The sequence below is a fragment of the Ramlibacter tataouinensis genome (assembly GCF_027941915.1).
Classification (GTDB): Bacteria; Pseudomonadota; Gammaproteobacteria; order Burkholderiales; family Burkholderiaceae_C; genus Ramlibacter; species Ramlibacter tataouinensis_C.
This window is the reverse complement of the sequence record NZ_CP116009.1, coordinates 2,384,842-2,401,037: the sequence shown is the minus strand read 5'-3', so window position 1 is coordinate 2,401,037 and position 16,196 is coordinate 2,384,842. Positions and strand designations below refer to the sequence as shown.

Here is a 16,196-nt window from a genome sequence, read left to right as displayed (position 1 = left end):
TCAGTCCCGCAGCGGCAGGCGCACGGCCTGCGGGTTCTCGCGCGCATAGTCGCGGATCACCTGCTCGAAGCTGTCGTCGGCCGCCAGACCCAGCCCGCGCGCGCGCTCCCACTGCAGTTGCGCCGGCCAGCTGCCCACCAGCGCCTGCACCGCGTCTTCGGGGCGCCAGTCCAGCAGCGCGGCAGCCTCGGGCCCGGCCACGCGCTGCAGCGCGGCGGCCATCTCGCCCACCGTGGTGCGCAGCGACGGCAGGTTGATGGCGGTGGCCGGTCCCCACTGCGCGCCGGACGCCTGCGCCGCGCCCAGCAGGCCCTCGATGGCGCGGGCCGGCGACGACAGCGCCACGGCGGTGTCCGGGGTGACCGGCACCGGCGCGCGCTGCCCGGCCAGCGGCTCGCGGACCATGCCCGACAGGAAGCCCGAAGCGGCGCCGTTCGGCCGGCCCGGCCGCACGCTCACCGTCATCAGCCGGGCGCTGCGGCCCTGCACGAAGCCCTTGCGGGTGTAGTCGGCCACCAGCTGCTCGCCGATGAACTTCTGGATGCCGTAGCTGCCCTGCGGCGTCGGCAGGGTGTCGTCGCCGATGCTGGCCGGCAACTCGCGGCCCGGCTGGCGGCCGAACACCGCCACCGAGCTGGCGAACACGAACAGCGGCCGCGAGCCCAGCGCCCGGCAGGCCTCCAGCAGGGCGTGCGTGGCGGCGAAGTTGCTGCGCATGCCCAGGTCGAAATCGGCCTCGCATTCGGCGCTCACGGCTGCCGCCAGGTGGAACACGGCGCCGGTGCCGGGTGCCGGCAGCGCGCGCGCCGAGGCCAGCTCCAGCAGGTCGCCGGTCACGGCGCGCACACGCGGGTCGGCCAGCAGGTCGGCGGGCGCGGCGACGCGGTCGGCCAGCGTCAGGGTCTCGATGGCCGCGGCCGGCGCGCCGGCCAGCGCCAGCGTCCCGTGCTGCAGCAGCTGCCGGGCCAGGCGGGCGCCGAGGAAGCCGCTGCCGCCGGTGATCAGGATGTGCATGCGCGCAAGGATAGCGTCGCGTCGAGGGGCTGCCGAGCGCTCGCGGCGCCGGCCTCAGCCGCGCTCGAACTTGAACACCGCCGTGCCCGCCAGCAGGTTGGGCAGGCGGCGCACCTCGCGGCCCTCCTGCAGGCCGAAGGCATCGAGGATGGCCAGCCGGTTGCGCGTGGCCAGCACCTCGAAGTCCTTGAAGGTGCCGACCCGGATGTTGGGCGTGTCGTACCACTGGTAGGGCATGCGCTTGGTCACCGGCATGCGACCGCGCAGGACCGACAGCCGGTTGGGCCAGTGGGCGAAATTGGGGAAGGCGACGATGCCCAGCTTGCCCACCCGCACCGTCTCGCGCAGCATGGTCTCGGCGTTGCGCAGGTGCTGCAGCGTGTCGATCTGCAGCACCACGTCGAAGCTGGCGTCGCCGAACATCGACAGGCCCTCGTCCAGGTTCAGCTGGATGACGTCGACGCCGCGCCGGGTGCAGGCCAGCACGTTGTCGTCGGCGATCTCGATGCCGTAGCCGCTGCAGCCGCGCTCGCGCTGCAGGAAGTCGAGCAGGGCGCCGTCGCCGCAACCCAGGTCGAGCACGCGCGAGCCCGGCGGCACCAGCCGGGCGACGCTGCGCATCGTCGCGCGATCGCTCATGCCCGCAGCTCCGAGGCGATGCGCTCGAACCAGGCACGCACCACCGAGTGGTAGCGCGCATCGTCCAGCAGGAAGGCGTCGTGCCCGTGCGGGGCGTCGATCTCGGCGTAGGTCACGCTGCGCCGGTTGTCCAGCAAGGCCTTGACGATCTCGCGGCTGCGCTGGGGCGAGAAGCGCCAGTCGGTGGTGAAGCTCACCAGCAGGAAGCGGGCGGTGGCGGCCGCCAGCGCACGCGACAGGTTGCCGCCGTGGCGTGCCGCCGGGTCGAAGTAGTCCAGCGCGCGGGTGATCAGCAGGTAGGTGTTGGCGTCGAAGTACTCGCTGAACTTGTCGCCCTGGTAGCGCAGGTAGCTCTCGATCTGGAACTCGATGTCCTGCGTGGTGTAGCGCAGGTCGATGCCCTCGCGCAGCTGGCGGCCGAACTTCTCGTTCATCACGTCGTCCGACAGGTAGGTGATGTGGCCGATCATGCGGGCGATCCGCAGGCCGCGCCGGGGCAGCACGCCGTGCTCGTAGAAGTGGCCGCCGTGGAAATCGGGGTCGGTGACGATGGCGCGGCGCGCCACCTCGTTGAAGGCGATGTTCTCGGCCGTCAGGTTGGGTGCGCTGGCGATCACCGCGGCGTGGCGCACCCGCTGCGGGTACTGCAGCGTCCACGACAGCGCCTGCATGCCGCCCAGGCTGCCGCCCATCACCGCGGCCAGGCTGTCGATCCCCAGGCGGTCCAGCAGCCGGGCCTGCGCATCGACCCAGTCCTCCACCGTCACCACCGGGAAGTCGGCGCCCCAGGCGCGGCCGGTCGCCGGATTCAGGTGCTTGGGGCCGGTCGAGCCGAAGCACGAACCGGGGTTGTTGACGCCGATGACGAAGAAGCGATCGGTGTCCACCGGCTTGCCGGGGCCGATCATGCTGTCCCACCAGCCTTCGGAGCGCTCCTGGCCGGCATACACCCCGGCCACGTGGTGCGACGCATTGAGGGCATGGCAGACCAGCACCGCGTTGGAGCGGTCGGCGTTGAGGGTGCCGTAGGTCTCGCAGGCCAGTTCGTAGTCCTGCAGGGCGGCGCCGCTGCGCAGCGGCAGCGGCTCGGCGAAGTGCATGGACTGCGGTTGCGCGATCAGCGGCATGGTCGGCCCGAAAACAAGAAAACCCGGCCAGCTAAAGCGGACCGGGTTGCATCGGCGTCTTTAGCTGCATTTGTTAAAGCGCCCGCAAGCGGTGGCAAATCGGCGCTGGGTCGGCAGTATAGCAACGCGCCCGACAGGCCCCGGCCAGCGCCGGCTCGCGGCGAGACCGGCCAGGCGTCGGGGCGGCGGCCCGGATGGGCACCGCATCCCAGCTCATCGAAGGCCCCGGCGGCGGCTCAACAACAGGCCGCCGGGCGCCATATTCGGGTCATTCCGGGGCGCTCCCCCCTTGCAATGGGGCCGCATATCTGCTCCATAATGGATTGACGTGGATAAGCAGTGCCACGTCAGTTTGCGGTGAGCAGGTCGCTTTCGCTTCGCTCTCGGTTGATGCGTTTTCCGGACTCCATCGCTTCTTCAAATGTGTTCTTCCAGGAGTCCCACTCAATGGGCAACAAACTTTACGTAGGCAACCTGCCCTACAGCGTGCGCGACAGCGACCTCGAACAGGCCTTCAGCCAGTTCGGTGCCGTCACCAGTGCCAAGGTCATGATGGAGCGCGATACCGGCCGCTCCAAGGGCTTCGGCTTCGTTGAAATGGGCAGCGATGCCGAAGCGCAGGCCGCCATCAGCGGCATGAACGGCCAGCCGCTCGGCGGCCGCAGCGTGGTGGTCAACGAAGCCCGCCCGATGGAGCAGCGCCCGCGCGGCTTCGGTGGCGGCGGCGGTGGTGGCGGCTACGGCGGTGGCGGTGGCGGTGGCGGCTACGGTGGTGGTGGCGGCGGCTACGGCGGTGGCGGTGGCGGCCGCGGCTTCGGCGGCGGCGGTGGCCGCAGCGGTGGCGGTGGCGGTGGCGGCGACGGCGGCTTCCGCAGCCCTTACGGTTCCGGCCCGCGCGGCGGCAACCGCGGTGGTGGTGGCGGCGGCAACTACTGATCGCCGGCGATCCAGTGCAAAAAGGCTCCTGCGGGAGCCTTTTTTCATTCCCCCTGCCGATGCTTGCGTGGACGGCCGGCCAGCAGGCGGTCGAACAGGCTGTTGGGCAGCCAGCGCAGCAGCGCCGCCACGATGGCCATCTGCCAGGGGATCACCCGGTAGCTGCTGCCGCGCCCGATCGCCCGTGCGGCGCGCTCGGCGAACTGCGCCGGCAGCAGCAGGAACGGCATGGCGTAGCGGTTCTGTCGGGTCAGCGGGGTGTCGACGTAGCCGGGGCAGATCGTCACCACCTTGACGCCGCTGGCGCGCAGCTCGCCGCGCAGGCTCTCGCAGTAGCTGATCACCGCCGCCTTGCTGGCGCAGTAGGCGCCGTGCCCGGGCAGGCCGCGCATGCCGGCGACGCTGGCGATGCCCACCAGCGTGCCCGAGCCGCGCGCCACCATCGCGGCGACGAACGGGTGGAAGGTGGCGGCCAGGCCGACGTTGTTGGTGGCGTAGGTGCGGGCGATGACGTCCAGGTCCTCGCGGACGGCGGTGTCCACGCCGATGCTGATGCCGGCGTTGGCTATCACCACCTGCGGCAGGCCCTGTCGGGCCAGGCACTGCTGGCCGGCCGCGACGATGCTGGCCGTGTCGGCCACGTCGGCCGCATAGACGGCGTAGCGGCCCGGCTCGAGCCGCTCGGCCGCCGCCCAGGCCTGGATCTCGCCGGCGCGCCGCGCCGTCAGCGCCAGGCTCCAGCCGGCGCGGTAGTAGCAGGCCGCCAGCGCCTGGCCGATGCCGCTGGAGGCGCCGGTGATGAAGACCAGCGGGCGCGCCATCACCGGCGCCGGGGGTCGGGCACCAGGGTGCCGCGCACCCGGCCGTGCAGCTCGCCGACGCGGTCGAGGTGGTCGTAGTCCAGCGTGTTGGCCGTGAAGCGGTCGTTGCCGCGCAGCAGCTCCACCGGCTTGTGCGAACGCACCTGTTCGGTGTTGACGAACACGTGCAGGAACTCGCCGCGGATCTCCATCCGTGGCGCCTCGCTGCCGGCCGGGGGCTCGCGCGTGACCACCGCGTCGTCGATCAGCTGCACTTCGGAGCCGTCGGCATTGCTGATGGCGCGCCGGCCGGTGGCGATCGTGAGCGAGCCCTTCTCGTCCCAGGAGCGCATGCGCGGGTTGTCGATCTCCAGCGTGTCGGTGTCCGGGTAGTGGCGCGCCTCGGTGCCCAGCACCTCGCTCTTGAGGCGTCCGCCGGGCTCGAAGGTCTTGACCGCGAAGCCGCGCATGAAATAGTCCGGCTCGTGGGTCGGCGGCCGCGCGGCATCCGACGCGCCCAGGAACGAGGGCGTGTTGCTGGCCAGCCAGTAGGTGCCCAGCGCCAGCACCCCCATCAGGATCACCGGCAGGTAGATCGCCGCCCGGTCCCAGGTGCGGCGGATCCAGCGCCAGGCCTGCGCCAGCGGCAGGGTCGCGGCGCCGCTCATCGGTAGCGCTCCAGCAGATCGGCGTAGCGGCCGGCGGCCACCAGCAGCAGGTCGCAGAACTCGCGCGCCGCGCCATGGCCGCCGGCCGCGCGGGTGACGTAGGCGGCGGCGGCGCGGACCTCCGCGTGGGCGTTGGCCGGCGCCGCGGCGAACGCGCAGCGGCGCAGCACCGGCAGGTCGGGCCAGTCGTCGCCGATGGCGGCGGCCTGGGTCCACCCCAGCCCCATCTCGGCCAGGGTCCGCTCGGCCGCCGGCGCCTTGTCTTCGGTGCCGTAGTGCACCCGGGCCACGCCCAGTGCCGCCAGCCGCGCCCGCAGCGCCGGCGAATCGCGCCCGGTGATCACCACCGGCTCGATGCCGCCCTGCTGCAGCAGCTTGAGCCCCAGCCCGTCGAGGATGTGGAAGCGCTTGAGCGACTCGCCCTCGGCCGACAGGTACAGCCCGCCGTCGGTGAGCACGCCGTCGACGTCGAAGAAGGCCACCCGCACGCCCTGGGCGGCGAGCAGCAGTTCCGGCGGGAATCCGACCGACGGCCCGCTCACGCTTGCGCCCTGCATGCCGGTTCAAGGGCCACCGCGGATCCGGCTGCGCCGGTCCGCTGGTGGCGCCCCCTCGCGGGGGAGGCGGCCGAAGGCCGCTTCGGGGGTGGGCCTGCCATCAAATCACCTTGGCCCGCATCAGGTCGTTGCTGTTCACCGCGCCGCACAGCCGGCCCTGGGCGTCGACCACCAGCACGCTGGTGATGCGGTGCCGCTCCATCAGCTCGGCCGCCTCGGCGGCCAGCGCGTCGTCGCGGATGGTGCGCGGGTTGGCGTGCATGACCTCGCTCGCGCGTACCCGGCGCAGGTCCACGCCTTTCTCGATCAGCCGGCGCAGGTCGCCGTCGGTGAAGACACCCAGCACCCGCTCCTGCGCATCGACGATGGCCGAGGCGCCCAGCCCCTTGGCGCTCATCTCGCGCATCAGGTCGGGAAACGGCGTGTCGGGCCCCACGCGCGGCACCGCGTCGCCGGTGCGCATGACGTCGGCCAGGTGGGTCAGCAGCTTGCGGCCGAGGGCGCCGCCGGGGTGCGAGCGGGCGAAGTCCTCTTCGCGGAAGCCGCGCGCATCCAGCAGCGCCACCGCCAGCGCATCGCCCAGCGCGAGCTGGGTGGTGGTGCTGGCGGTCGGGGCCAGGTTCAGCGGGCAGGCCTCTTTCTCCACGCCGCTGTCCAGCACGATGTCGGCGTGCCGCGCCAGGGTCGAGTGCAGGTTGCCGGTGACGGCCACCAGCGGCACGCCGAGCCGCTTGAGCACCGGCAGGATGGCGGTGATCTCGTCGCTCTCGCCGCCGTTGGAGATGGCCAGCACCAGGTCGACCGGCTTGATCATGCCGAGGTCGCCGTGGCTGGCCTCCGCCGGGTGCACGAACAGCGCCGCGGTGCCGGTGGACGCCAGCGTGGCGGCCACCTTGCGCCCGATGTGGCCGCTCTTGCCCATGCCCATCACCACCACCCGGCCGCGCACGGCCAGCATGGCCAGCACGGCACGGCCGAAGGCATCGCCGGTGCGCGCCTTCAGGCCCAGCACGGCGGCGGCCTCGATGTCGAAGGTCTCCTGCGCCAGGCGCAGGGCGCGGGCGGGGTCGAATTCGGGGGTGGAACTGCCCGGCGCCGGCGGTGCAGCCGGCGTCGATGCGGCCGGCGCCGAGTGGGGGAAAGCGGGCATGGCGGCGATTCTAGGGGCCCCGTTAGCATGTTGCATGTCCACGCTGGAGCTGATGCTGGTGTACCTGCTGGCCGCGGTGCTCGGCGTGGTGGCCTGCCGCTCGCTCAAGCTGCCGCCCATGCTGGGCTACCTGATGGCGGGCGTGCTGATCGGACCGCACGCGCTGGCGCTGGCGCAGGACTCGGGCGCCGTCCGCTACGTCGGCGAGTTCGGCGTGGTGTTCCTGATGTTCGTGATCGGGCTGGAGTTCAGCCTGTCGAAGCTGCGCTCCATGCGCGGCCACGTGTTCGGCCTGGGGCTGCTGCAGGTGCTGCTGACGGTGGTGGTTGGCACCCTGGGCAGCCTGGCGCTGGCGGCGATCGCGCCCGGGCTGTGGCACATGAGCTGGCAGACGGCGCTGGTGCTGTCCGGCGCGCTGGCGATGAGCAGCACCGCCATCGTGCTCAAGCTGGTGGCCGAGCGGCTGGAGCTGGATTCCGAGCACGGCCGGCGGGTGGTGGGCGTGCTGCTGTTCCAGGACCTGGCGGTGGTGCCGATGCTGGTGCTGATCCCGGCGCTGGGCAGCGAGCCCGAACGCATGCTGGCCGCGCTGGCGCTGGCGCTGCTGAAGGCCGCGGCGCTGGTCACGCTGCTGCTGGTGGGTGGCCAGAAGGTGATGCGCTGGTGGCTGACGCTGGTGGCGCGCCGCAAGAGCGAAGAGCTGTTCGTGCTGAACCTGCTGCTGGTCACGCTGGGCCTGGCCTGGCTGACCGAGCTGGCCGGGCTGTCGCTGGCGCTGGGCGCCTTCATCGCCGGCATGCTGATCGCCGAGACCGAATACAAGCACCAGGTCGAAACCGACATCCGGCCGTTCCACGACGTGCTGCTGGGCCTGTTCTTCATCAGCGTGGGCATGCTGCTGGACTGGCGCGTGGTCGCCGAGCGCTGGCCGCTGGTGCTGGTGCTGGTCACGCTGCCGGTGCTGTTCAAGCTGGCGCTGGTGACGGCGCTGGCCCGGACGCTGGGCGCGACCGCCGGCGTGTCGCTGCGCACCGGCCTGTACCTGGCGCAGGCCGGCGAATTCGGCTTCGTGCTGCTGACGCTGGCGCAGCAGCACGCGCTGCTGCCGGACAGCCTGCGCAGCCCGATCCTGGCCAGCATGGTGCTGTCGATGCTGGCGACGCCCTTCATCATCCTGTACAGCAACAAGCTGGTGATGAAGCTGGTGGCCAGCGAGTGGCTGCAGCAGTCGCTGCAGATGACCTCGATCGCGCGCCGCTCGATCAACGTCAACCGGCACGTGATCATCTGCGGCTACGGCCGCAGCGGCCAGAACCTGGCGCGCGTGCTGGAGCGCGAGAACATCCCCTACATGGCGCTCGACCTCGACCCCGACCGGGTGCGCCAGGCCGCCGCGGCCGGCGATTCGGTGGTGTTCGGCGACGCCGCGCGGCTGCAGGCGCTGATGGCGGCCGGGCTGGCGCGCGCCAGCGCGCTGGTGGTGACCTACCTGGACGTGCCGGGCGCGCTCAAGGTGCTGGCCCACGTGCGCGCCCATGCGCCGCAGGTGCCGGTGATCGTGCGCACCCAGGACGACCGCGAGCTGGACAAGCTGCAGGCGGCCGGCGCCACCGAGGTGGTGCCGGAGGCGCTGGAGGGCTCGCTGATGCTGGCCGGCCATGCGCTGGCGCTGGTGGGCGTGCCGATGCGGCGGGTGATCCGGCTGGTGCAGGACCAGCGCGATGCCCGCTACAGCCTGCTGCGCGGCTATTTCCACGGCGCCGACGACAGCGCCGACGAGCGCCAGCAGGAGCGGCTGTCGACCGTGACGCTGCCGCCGGGCGGCCGCTCGGTCGGCCGCCGGCTCGGCCATTTCGCGTTCCACGCCATGGGCATCCGGGTGGTCAGCCTGCGGCGCGCCAGCGGCACGTCGGCCCAGGTGGAGGCCGATCCTTCGCTGGAGGGCGGCGACACGGTGGTGCTCTCGGGGCGGCCGGAAGCGCTGGCGCTGGCCGAGGAGAAGCTGCTGGGGGGATAGGGCGGCCGTCTCGCGGCAGCGGGGCGGTGAACTTGTCTGGGCGGGCCCGGACCCGCCATCCATGGGGCTGCGCGCGGTCTCGTTCTGGATCCCCGCTTCCGCGTCGCTCGCGGGGACGACCGACGCGCCCGCTGCGCGGGCGAGGTCGGTCACTTCCCGATGCAGAAGCTCGAGAAGATCACCCCCAGCAGATCGTCGGCCGTGAACTCGCCGGTGATCTCGTTGAGCGCGTTCTGCGCCAGGCGCAGCTCTTCCGCCAGCAGGTCCAGCGCCGGCATCTCGCCGGCCAGGTGCGCGGCCGCTTCCATCAGGTGCGCATCGACCTGCCGCAACGCCTGCAGGTGGCGCTCGCGCGCAATGTAGACGCCCTCGGGCGCGGCCTGCCAGCCGGCGATCTCCAGCAGCCGCCGGCGCAGCCCCTGCAGCCCGTCGCCGGTGCGCGCCGACAGGCGCAGGGCGTCGGGCGGCACGGCGGCCCCGGGCGCGGCATCGGCCTTGTTCCACAGCTGCAGCACCGGCACCGCGTCCGGCACGTGCGCGCGCAGCCGCTGCAGCAGTTCCTCGTCGGCGGCGCGGTAGCCCGGCTCCTGGCCGCGCGTGAGGTCGTGCAGGAACAGCACGGCATCGGCGCCGGCGATCTGCGACCAGGCGCGCTCGATGCCGATGCGCTCGACCACGTCCTGGCTCTCGCGCAGGCCGGCGGTGTCGACCACGTGCACCGGCACGCCCTCGACCTGGATGGTCTGGCTCACCACGTCGCGCGTGGTGCCCGGGATCGGCGTGACGATGGCCAGCTCGGCGCCGGCCAGCGCGTTGAGCAGCGAGCTCTTGCCGGCGTTGGGCTGGCCGGCGATCACCACCTTGATGCCCTCGCGCAGCAGCGCGCCCTGGCGCGCCCGCTGCATCACCGCCGCCAGCGTCGCCTGCAGCCGGTCGAGCTGGCCCTGGGCGTCGGCCTGGCGCAGGAAGTCGATCTCCTCCTCGGGGAAGTCGAGCGTGGCCTCGACCAGCATCCGCAGGTGCACCAGCGCATCGCGCAGGGCGCCGATCTCGCGCGAGAACTCGCCGGCCAGCGAGCGGCTGGCGCTGCGCGCGGCGGCTTCGGTGCTGGCGTCGATCAGGTCGGCGATCGCCTCGGCCTGGGCCAGGTCGATCTTGTCGTTCAGGAAGGCGCGCTCGGTGAACTCGCCGGGCTGCGCCAGGCGCAAGCCGATGCCGGCGCCCGCCTCCAGGCAGCGCGCCAGCAGCAGCTGCATCACCACCGGGCCGCCGTGCGCCTGCAGCTCCAGCACGTCCTCGCCGGTGTAGGAGTGCGGCGCCGGGAAGTGGATGGCCAGGCCCTGGTCGATGGGCGAGCCGTCGCCCGCGCGAAACGGCAGGTAGCTGGCCTCGCGCGGCCGCAGCGCCCGGCCGCAGAGCGCGTCGATCACCGGCTGCACGCTGCGCCCGGACACGCGCACGATGCCCACCGCGCCGCGCCCGGGGGCGGTGGCGATGGCGGCGATGGGCTGGTCGTGGCGGGGCAGCATGGCGGATGGCCGCAAAGGACAAGGGCCGCTTGCGCGGCCCCCTTCATCAGCTCTTGTTGAACTTGGGCAAGTTGAACTCGGGCGGCACCCCCATGCGGGTGTTGATCAGCCACTGCTGGGCGATCGACAGCACGTTGTTGGTGATCCAGTACAGCACCAGGCCGGCCGGGAAGAAGAAGAACATCACCGAGAACGCCAGCGGCATGAACCACATCAGGCGGGCCTGCATCGGATCCGGCGGCACCGGGTTGAGCGCCGTCTGCAGCAGGGTGGTGAGCGTCATCACCAGCGGCAGGATGTAGTACGGGTCGGGCGAGGCCAGGTCGTGGATCCAGCCGATCCAGGGCGCGTTGCGCATCTCCACGCTGGTCAGCAGCACCCAGTACAGGGCGATGAAGACCGGGATCTGGATCATGATGGGGAAGCAGCCGCCCAGCGGGTTGACTTTTTCCTCGCGGTAGATGCGCATCATCTCCTGCTGCATCTGCTGCGGGTTGTCCTTGTAGCGCTCGCGCAGTTGCATCACGCGCGGGTTGATGGCCTTCATCTTGGCCATGCTCTCGTAGCCCTTGGCCTGCAGCCAGTAGAAGGCGATCTTGATCACCAGCACCAGCCCCATGATGGCCCAGCCCCAGTTGCCGATCAGCGAATGGATCTTGTCGAGCAGCCAGTACAGCGGCTTGGCCAGGATGGTGAACATCCCGTAGTCCTTGACCAGGTCCAGCCCGGGGTAGATGCCCTCCAGCATCTTCTCGACCTGCGGGCCGGCGAAGAAGCGCGCCTCCAGCGCCTTGCTGGCGCCGGGCGCGACCGCCTCGACCGGCGCGATCATGCCGACCGAGTAGCGGTTGTCGACCTTGCGCACGAAGTTCTCGCGCTTGACGCCGTCCGGCAGGATCCAGGCGCTGGCGAAGTAGTGCTGCACCATCGCCACGTAGCCGGCGCTGGCCTCCTTCTGGAAGTCGGCCTTGTTCTTGTCGATCTCGGACAGCTCGACCTTCTGGAACTTCTGGTCGGCCGTGAACACCGCCGGCCCGGTGAAGGTGGCGGTCGGGTTCATGAAGGAGGAACTGCTGGCGTCGAAGCCGCCGCGCACCAGCTGCATGTAGAGCTGGGGCGCGACCGGCTGGCCGCCGGCGTTGGTCACCTCGTGGGTCACGTCCACCTCGTAGTGGCCGCGCTTGAGCGTGTAGATCTTGACCAGCTTGACGCCGCCGACCACCGGCGACTCGAACCGCACCTTCAGCTCGTCGCTGCCCGGCTTGAGCTCGCGCTCGCCGCTGGCCGCCATCGGCGTGGTGTGGTTGGGGAAGTCGCCGCCGATCAGGCCGCTTTGGGCCACGTAGACCTTGCCCTGCGGGCCCGGCTCGTCCTGCAGCAGCACGAAGGTGCTGGTGCCCGCCTTGCCCTGGCTGGAGTCGGCGCTGACCTGCAGGAATTCGGTGCGCACCAGCGAGCCGCCCTCCGAGTCGAAGGTCAGGCGCAGCAGGTCGGTGGTGACGGTGAAGCGCTCGCGCGGGGCCTGCGGCACCGCGGCCGGCGGCGTGGCGCCGCCCGCAGCAGGGACGGCGCCGGCGTGCGCGGGCGCCGACGCGCTCGGCAATGCGCCGGCGGCAGGCGTCGCGTCCTTCGGCGCGGAGGCGGTGGCCGCCGGCTTGGGCTGCGGGAAGAAGGTGGCCTGGCGGCCGTTGTGGACCTGCCACTGGTCCCACAGCAGCACCATGGAGAAACCGAAGACCACCCACAGGATGGTGCGGCGAATGTCGTTCATGAAGTCTTCTTCTGCGAGGAGGGCGGCAGGAGGCGGGTGAACAGCCGCGGCGGGTGCGCGGGCACTTCATCGATGCCCCCGGCGCACCAGGGATGGCAGCGCACCAGGCGCGCCAGCGTCAGGTAGCTGCCGGCCGCGGCGCCATGCCGCTCCAGCGCCTGCAGCGAGTAGGCCGAGCAGGTCGGCGTGAAGCGGCAGGCCGACCCCAGCCAGGGCGACAGCAGCAGCCGGTAGCCCTTGACCAGGCCGATCAGGACGGCGCGGATCATCGCGTGGCCTCCGAAAACAGGCGCAGCAGCTCGGCCCGCACCGCCTGCTTGAGCACGGCGGAACTGGGGCTGCGGAATTCGGCACGGTCGAAGCCGGCGCGCAGCCGCACCACGTGGGCGGCGGCGGGCAGGTCGGCTTCGAAATCCTGACTCACGGTGTAGATCTGGCGCTTGATGGCGTTGCGGGTGACGGCGCGGCGGGCCCAGCGCTTGGGAACGATGACACCCAGCCAAGGTTCCTGCCGGACAGCAAACAGGGCCGGCGACCTGGGGGGTTCCGGCCCTGTGGGAGCTCCTTCGGCCGCAGCCGGCCGCGGATCGGGACCGAGCGGGACGCGGTGCAGCGCGAAATGCTCGGTGCGGGCGATGGTGCGCCCACCGGCCATCACGGCCTTGAACTGCGCCGGGGTCTTGAGCCGCTGCACGGGGGAGCCGGACTGCTCGGCAGGCTCGGCCCGGCGACGACGCCCAGGCGCAGCCCGGCCTTAGACGGCCAGGCGCTTGCGGCCCTTGGCGCGGCGGGCGTTGATCACGGCACGGCCGCCGCGGGTCTTCATGCGGACCAGGAAGCCGTGGGTGCGGGCGCGGCGCACTTTGGAGGGTTGGTAGGTGCGTTTCATGGTTCTGTGGATCGTCTGTCCGTAGGGAACCCGCGATTATCGGTCAAATCGCCGGGCTGGACAAGGAAAAGGCTGTGCTCCGCGCCCGGGGGCGGCCCCCCGCAAGAGCGAAAACCCGGTGTGGATAACGTCTTCATAAATTACAATCAACTGTTTGCGCGAATGACAACTATCCACAGAGGGCGGCAAACCGGATGAGCGAGGGGTACGGCAACAGCCTGCCGGCAGGAGCGCCGATGGGCGCGGGGGGCAGCCTATGGCAGGCCTGCGTCGAGCAACTCGCCCAGGAGCTGCCCGAGCAGCAGTTCAACACCTGGATCAAGCCGCTGGCCGCCCGGGTGACCGACGACTTTTCCAAGGTCACGCTGTACGTGGCCAACCGCTTCAAGCTCGACTGGGTGCGAGCCCAGTACGCGGGCCGCATCGCCGCCACGCTGGAGAAGCTCTATGGCCAGCCGGTGCAGCTTGAGTTAGCGCTCGCTCAGCGCGAGAGTCCGGCCAGGCCTTTCGTTGGGGTTTCGGCCCCGGAGATACCGCCGGCCACCGAACCGGTCGAGCTGGCCGACGAAAGCGCGCCCGGCGCCTTCAAGAACCGGCTCAACACCGCGCTGACCTTCGACACCCTGGTTGAAGGCACGGCCAACCGCATGGCACGCGCGGCCGCCATGCACGTGGCGGGCATGCCCGGGCAGCTGTACAACCCGCTGTTCATCTACGGCGGCGTCGGCCTGGGCAAGACCCACCTGGTCCATGCGGTGGGCAACAAGCTGCTGGCCGAGCGCCCCGGTTCGAAAGTTCTCTACATCCACGCCGAGCAGTTCGTCTCCGATGTGGTTAAGGCCTACCAGCGCAAGACCTTCGACGAGTTCAAGGGCAAGTACCACTCGCTGGACCTGCTGCTGATCGACGACGTGCAGTTCTTCGCCAACAAGGACCGCACCCAGGAGGAGTTCTTCAACGCCTTCGAGGCCCTGCTGGCCAAGAAAAGCCACATCGTGATGACGTCGGACACCTACCCCAAGGGGCTGGCCGACATCCACGAACGCCTGGTCTCGCGCTTCGACTCGGGCCTGACGGTGGCCATCGAGCCGCCGGAGCTGGAGATGCGGGTGGCCATCCTGATCAACAAGGCCGGCGCCGAGGGCACCGAGATGCCCGAGGAAGTGGCCTTCTTCGTGGCCAAGAACGTGCGCTCCAACGTGCGCGAGCTGGAAGGCGCGCTGCGCAAGATCCTGGCCTACAGCCGCTTCAACCAGAAGGAGATCTCCATCCAGCTGGCGCGCGAGGCGCTGCGCGACCTGCTGTCGATCCAGAACCGGCAGATCAGCGTCGAGAACATCCAGAAGACGGTGGCCGACTACTACAAGATCAAGGTCGCCGACATGTACAGCAAGAAGCGCCCGGCCTCGATCGCCCGGCCGCGCCAGATCGCCATGTACCTGGCCAAGGAGCTGACCCAGAAGAGCCTGCCGGAGATCGGCGAGCTGTTCGGCGGGCGCGACCACACCACCGTGCTGCACGCCGTGCGCAAGATCGCCCAGGAGCGCCAGAACGTGACCGAATTGAACCAGCAGCTGCACGTGCTGGAGCAGACGCTCAAGGGCTGATGGAACAACCCTGTGGAGCATTCCGGCACAAGGGCCCCGTTGTCCACAGCGGCGGCGCCCGGCGCCGGGTTGTCCCAATTGGCGAAGCAGCCCGGAAGCACGCTCGCCCACAGCCTTGCAGCGGCCGCAAGTGCCTGATGAAAAAGGGGAAAATGCGCCTTGTCCACACGGCCCGGCGCCCCTTATCTAGCTACTACTACCTTTAAACAAAGAATCCAGAAAGAGGAGAGGCTCAAATGATCGTCCTGAAGGCCACCCAGGAAAAGCTGCTCTCGGTGCTGCAGTCGGTCGCCGGCATCGTGGAGCGCCGGCACACGCTGCCGATCCTGGCCAACGTGCTGATCCGCAAGACGAGCGGCCAGCTGCAGCTCACGACCAGCGACCTCGAGATCCAGATCCGCACCACGGCCGAGCTGGGCGGCGACGCCGGCAACTTCACCACCACGGTGGGCGCGCGCAAGCTGATCGACATCCTGCGCACGATGCCGTCCGACCAGACCGTCAGCCTGGAGTCCAGCCAGAGCAAGCTGGTGCTCAAGGGCGGCAAGAGCCGCTTCACGCTGCAGACGCTGCCGGCGGAAGACTTCCCGCTGGTGCAGGAGTCGGCCACCTTCGGCCCGGTCTTCAGCGTGCCGCAGAAGACGCTCAAGGCGCTGCTGGCGCAGGTGTCGTTCGCGATGGCGGTGCACGACATCCGCTACTACCTCAACGGCATCCTGTTCGTGGCCGAGGGCAAGCAGCTGTCGCTGGTGGCCACCGACGGCCACCGGCTGGCGTTCGCCAGCGCCACGCTGGAAGTCGATGTGCCGCGCCAGGAGGTGATCCTGCCGCGCAAGACCGTGCTGGAGATGCAGCGCCTGCTGTCCGACGCCGAGGGCGCCATCGAGATGCAGTTCGCGCCCAACCAGGCCAAGTTCTCGTTCGGCGGCATGGAGTTCGTCACCAAGCTGGTCGAGGGCAAGTTCCCCGACTACAACCGCGTGATCCCGAAGAACCACAAGAACAGCGTCACGCTGGGCCGCGCGCCGCTGCTGGCCAGCCTGCAGCGCACCGCCATCCTGACGTCGGAGAAGTTCAAGGGCGTGCGCCTGACACTGGAGCCCGGCACGCTGCGCGTGGCCAGCAACAACGCTGAGCAGGAAGAGGCGGTCGACGAACTGGACATCGACTACGGCGGCGACACCATCGAGATCGGCTTCAACGTCACCTACCTGATCGACGCACTGGCCAACATGGGCCAGGAGATGGTCAAGATCGAGATGGCCGACTCCAACAGTTCCGCCCTCGTCACCAACCCGGAAGACGTGAACTTCAAGTACGTGGTGATGCCGATGAGGATCTAGCCGTCATTCCCGCCCAGGCGGGAATCCACCGCAACGCGGAGCGCGAGCGCCGCAGGCGCGTTGCGCTGGGTCCCCGACTTGCGGGGACGACGGAATACAAACCCGCACCCGCCGCCCCGGCGGGTTGCGTGTTTCAAGCGACAGAGAAA

At 70.4% G+C, this 16,196-nt stretch carries 16 protein-coding genes; 4 read left to right on the top strand and 12 right to left on the bottom strand.

All coding sequences use genetic code 11. The features are described 5' to 3' along the window. The 3 genes from denD to metX are packed head-to-tail and all read right to left on the bottom strand — an operon-like array spanning position 1 to position 2,780. A complete protein-coding gene (denD, locus tag PE066_RS11280; RefSeq protein WP_271232637.1) occupies positions 1–1,014 on the bottom strand; it encodes a D-erythronate dehydrogenase in 1,014 nt (337 codons plus the stop codon). Between the two features lie 54 nt (positions 1,015–1,068). Next, positions 1,069–1,653, bottom strand: coding sequence for a methionine biosynthesis protein MetW (metW, locus tag PE066_RS11275; RefSeq protein WP_271232636.1), 585 nt, complete (start codon positions 1,651–1,653; stop codon positions 1,069–1,071). Further along, positions 1,650–2,780: a homoserine O-succinyltransferase MetX gene (metX, locus tag PE066_RS11270; RefSeq protein WP_271232635.1), complete on the bottom strand. Its 1,131-nt coding sequence runs from the start codon at positions 2,778–2,780 to the stop codon at positions 1,650–1,652. Before metX ends, metW begins: the two co-directional genes overlap by 4 nt. Positions 2,781–3,227: 447 nt before the next feature. Here metX and PE066_RS11265 point away from each other — a divergent pair, with 447 nt between their 5' ends. Further along, complete coding sequence (locus PE066_RS11265; RefSeq protein WP_271232634.1) at positions 3,228–3,716, top strand: RNA recognition motif domain-containing protein; 489 nt, start codon at positions 3,228–3,230, stop codon at positions 3,714–3,716. A gap of 44 nt (positions 3,717–3,760) precedes the next feature. Here the strand turns inward: PE066_RS11265 and PE066_RS11260 are convergent, their stop codons facing one another. The 4 genes from PE066_RS11260 to PE066_RS11245 form a co-directional block, all read right to left on the bottom strand. After that, a complete protein-coding gene (locus tag PE066_RS11260; RefSeq protein ID WP_271232633.1) occupies positions 3,761–4,537 on the bottom strand; it encodes an SDR family oxidoreductase in 777 nt (258 codons plus the stop codon). Continuing rightward, on the bottom strand, positions 4,537–5,184 hold the full coding sequence (gene lptC, locus PE066_RS11255; protein WP_271232632.1) for an LPS export ABC transporter periplasmic protein LptC: 648 nt from the start codon (positions 5,182–5,184) through the stop codon (positions 4,537–4,539). The genes PE066_RS11260 and lptC overlap by 1 nt, the downstream gene beginning before the upstream one ends. Beyond that, entirely contained in the window at positions 5,181–5,741 is a 561-nt protein-coding gene (locus tag PE066_RS11250) for a KdsC family phosphatase (RefSeq protein WP_271232631.1), read from the bottom strand. The genes lptC and PE066_RS11250 overlap by 4 nt, the downstream gene beginning before the upstream one ends. A gap of 100 nt (positions 5,742–5,841) precedes the next feature. After that, positions 5,842–6,891 carry a KpsF/GutQ family sugar-phosphate isomerase gene (locus PE066_RS11245; protein WP_271232630.1) on the bottom strand — a complete coding sequence of 350 codons (1,050 nt, stop codon included), beginning with the start codon at positions 6,889–6,891 and terminating at the stop codon, positions 5,842–5,844. 34 nt (positions 6,892–6,925) lie between these two features. Between PE066_RS11245 and PE066_RS11240 the strand changes: the two genes are divergently transcribed. Next, on the top strand, positions 6,926–8,908 hold the full coding sequence (locus PE066_RS11240; protein ID WP_271232629.1) for a cation:proton antiporter domain-containing protein: 1,983 nt from the start codon (positions 6,926–6,928) through the stop codon (positions 8,906–8,908). 149 nt (positions 8,909–9,057) lie between these two features. Here PE066_RS11240 and mnmE read toward each other — a convergent pair whose 3' ends face one another. The 5 genes from mnmE to rpmH are packed head-to-tail and all read right to left on the bottom strand — an operon-like array spanning position 9,058 to position 13,097. Further along, the gene (gene mnmE, locus PE066_RS11235) at positions 9,058–10,437 is read right to left on the bottom strand and encodes a tRNA uridine-5-carboxymethylaminomethyl(34) synthesis GTPase MnmE (RefSeq protein WP_271232628.1); all 1,380 of its coding nucleotides are present in this window, start codon (positions 10,435–10,437) and stop codon (positions 9,058–9,060) included. Between the two features lie 46 nt (positions 10,438–10,483). Further along, on the bottom strand, positions 10,484–12,208 hold the full coding sequence (gene yidC, locus PE066_RS11230; protein ID WP_271232627.1) for a membrane protein insertase YidC: 1,725 nt from the start codon (positions 12,206–12,208) through the stop codon (positions 10,484–10,486). Further along, a complete protein-coding gene (gene yidD / locus PE066_RS11225) occupies positions 12,205–12,477 on the bottom strand; it encodes a membrane protein insertion efficiency factor YidD (RefSeq protein ID WP_271232626.1) in 273 nt (90 codons plus the stop codon). The genes yidC and yidD overlap by 4 nt, the downstream gene beginning before the upstream one ends. After that, entirely contained in the window at positions 12,474–12,902 is a 429-nt protein-coding gene (locus PE066_RS11220; protein ID WP_271232625.1) for a ribonuclease P protein component, read from the bottom strand. Before PE066_RS11220 ends, yidD begins: the two co-directional genes overlap by 4 nt. Before the next feature lie 60 nt (positions 12,903–12,962). Continuing rightward, entirely contained in the window at positions 12,963–13,097 is a 135-nt protein-coding gene (gene rpmH / locus PE066_RS11215; protein WP_027101598.1) for a 50S ribosomal protein L34, read from the bottom strand. Between the two features lie 194 nt (positions 13,098–13,291). Here rpmH and dnaA point away from each other — a divergent pair, with 194 nt between their 5' ends. Beyond that, on the top strand, positions 13,292–14,704 hold the full coding sequence (gene dnaA / locus PE066_RS11210) for a chromosomal replication initiator protein DnaA (RefSeq protein ID WP_271232624.1): 1,413 nt from the start codon (positions 13,292–13,294) through the stop codon (positions 14,702–14,704). A gap of 236 nt (positions 14,705–14,940) precedes the next feature. Beyond that, positions 14,941–16,047, top strand: a complete 1,107-nt coding sequence (gene dnaN, locus PE066_RS11205; protein WP_271232623.1) for a DNA polymerase III subunit beta — start codon at positions 14,941–14,943, stop codon at positions 16,045–16,047. Positions 16,048–16,196: the final 149 nt, after the last annotated feature.

What these genes read in the sequence shown, in the direction of transcription:
- denD (WP_271232637.1), bottom strand. Translation starts at nt 1,014, where the DNA reads ATGCACATCCTGATCACCGGCGGCAGCGGCTTCCTCGGCGCCCGCCTG.
- metW (WP_271232636.1), bottom strand. Translation starts at nt 1,653, where the DNA reads ATGAGCGATCGCGCGACGATGCGCAGCGTCGCCCGGCTGGTGCCGCCG.
- metX (WP_271232635.1), bottom strand. Translation starts at nt 2,780, where the DNA reads ATGCCGCTGATCGCGCAACCGCAGTCCATGCACTTCGCCGAGCCGCTG.
- PE066_RS11265 (WP_271232634.1), top strand. Translation starts at nt 3,228, where the DNA reads ATGGGCAACAAACTTTACGTAGGCAACCTGCCCTACAGCGTGCGCGAC.
- PE066_RS11260 (WP_271232633.1), bottom strand. Translation starts at nt 4,537, where the DNA reads ATGGCGCGCCCGCTGGTCTTCATCACCGGCGCCTCCAGCGGCATCGGC.
- lptC (WP_271232632.1), bottom strand. Translation starts at nt 5,184, where the DNA reads ATGAGCGGCGCCGCGACCCTGCCGCTGGCGCAGGCCTGGCGCTGGATC.
- PE066_RS11250 (WP_271232631.1), bottom strand. Translation starts at nt 5,741, where the DNA reads ATGCAGGGCGCAAGCGTGAGCGGGCCGTCGGTCGGATTCCCGCCGGAA.
- PE066_RS11245 (WP_271232630.1), bottom strand. Translation starts at nt 6,891, where the DNA reads ATGCCCGCTTTCCCCCACTCGGCGCCGGCCGCATCGACGCCGGCTGCA.
- PE066_RS11240 (WP_271232629.1), top strand. Translation starts at nt 6,926, where the DNA reads ATGTCCACGCTGGAGCTGATGCTGGTGTACCTGCTGGCCGCGGTGCTC.
- mnmE (WP_271232628.1), bottom strand. Translation starts at nt 10,437, where the DNA reads ATGCTGCCCCGCCACGACCAGCCCATCGCCGCCATCGCCACCGCCCCC.
- yidC (WP_271232627.1), bottom strand. Translation starts at nt 12,208, where the DNA reads ATGAACGACATTCGCCGCACCATCCTGTGGGTGGTCTTCGGTTTCTCC.
- yidD (WP_271232626.1), bottom strand. Translation starts at nt 12,477, where the DNA reads ATGATCCGCGCCGTCCTGATCGGCCTGGTCAAGGGCTACCGGCTGCTG.
- rpmH (WP_027101598.1), bottom strand. Translation starts at nt 13,097, where the DNA reads ATGAAACGCACCTACCAACCCTCCAAAGTGCGCCGCGCCCGCACCCAC.
- dnaA (WP_271232624.1), top strand. Translation starts at nt 13,292, where the DNA reads ATGAGCGAGGGGTACGGCAACAGCCTGCCGGCAGGAGCGCCGATGGGC.
- dnaN (WP_271232623.1), top strand. Translation starts at nt 14,941, where the DNA reads ATGATCGTCCTGAAGGCCACCCAGGAAAAGCTGCTCTCGGTGCTGCAG.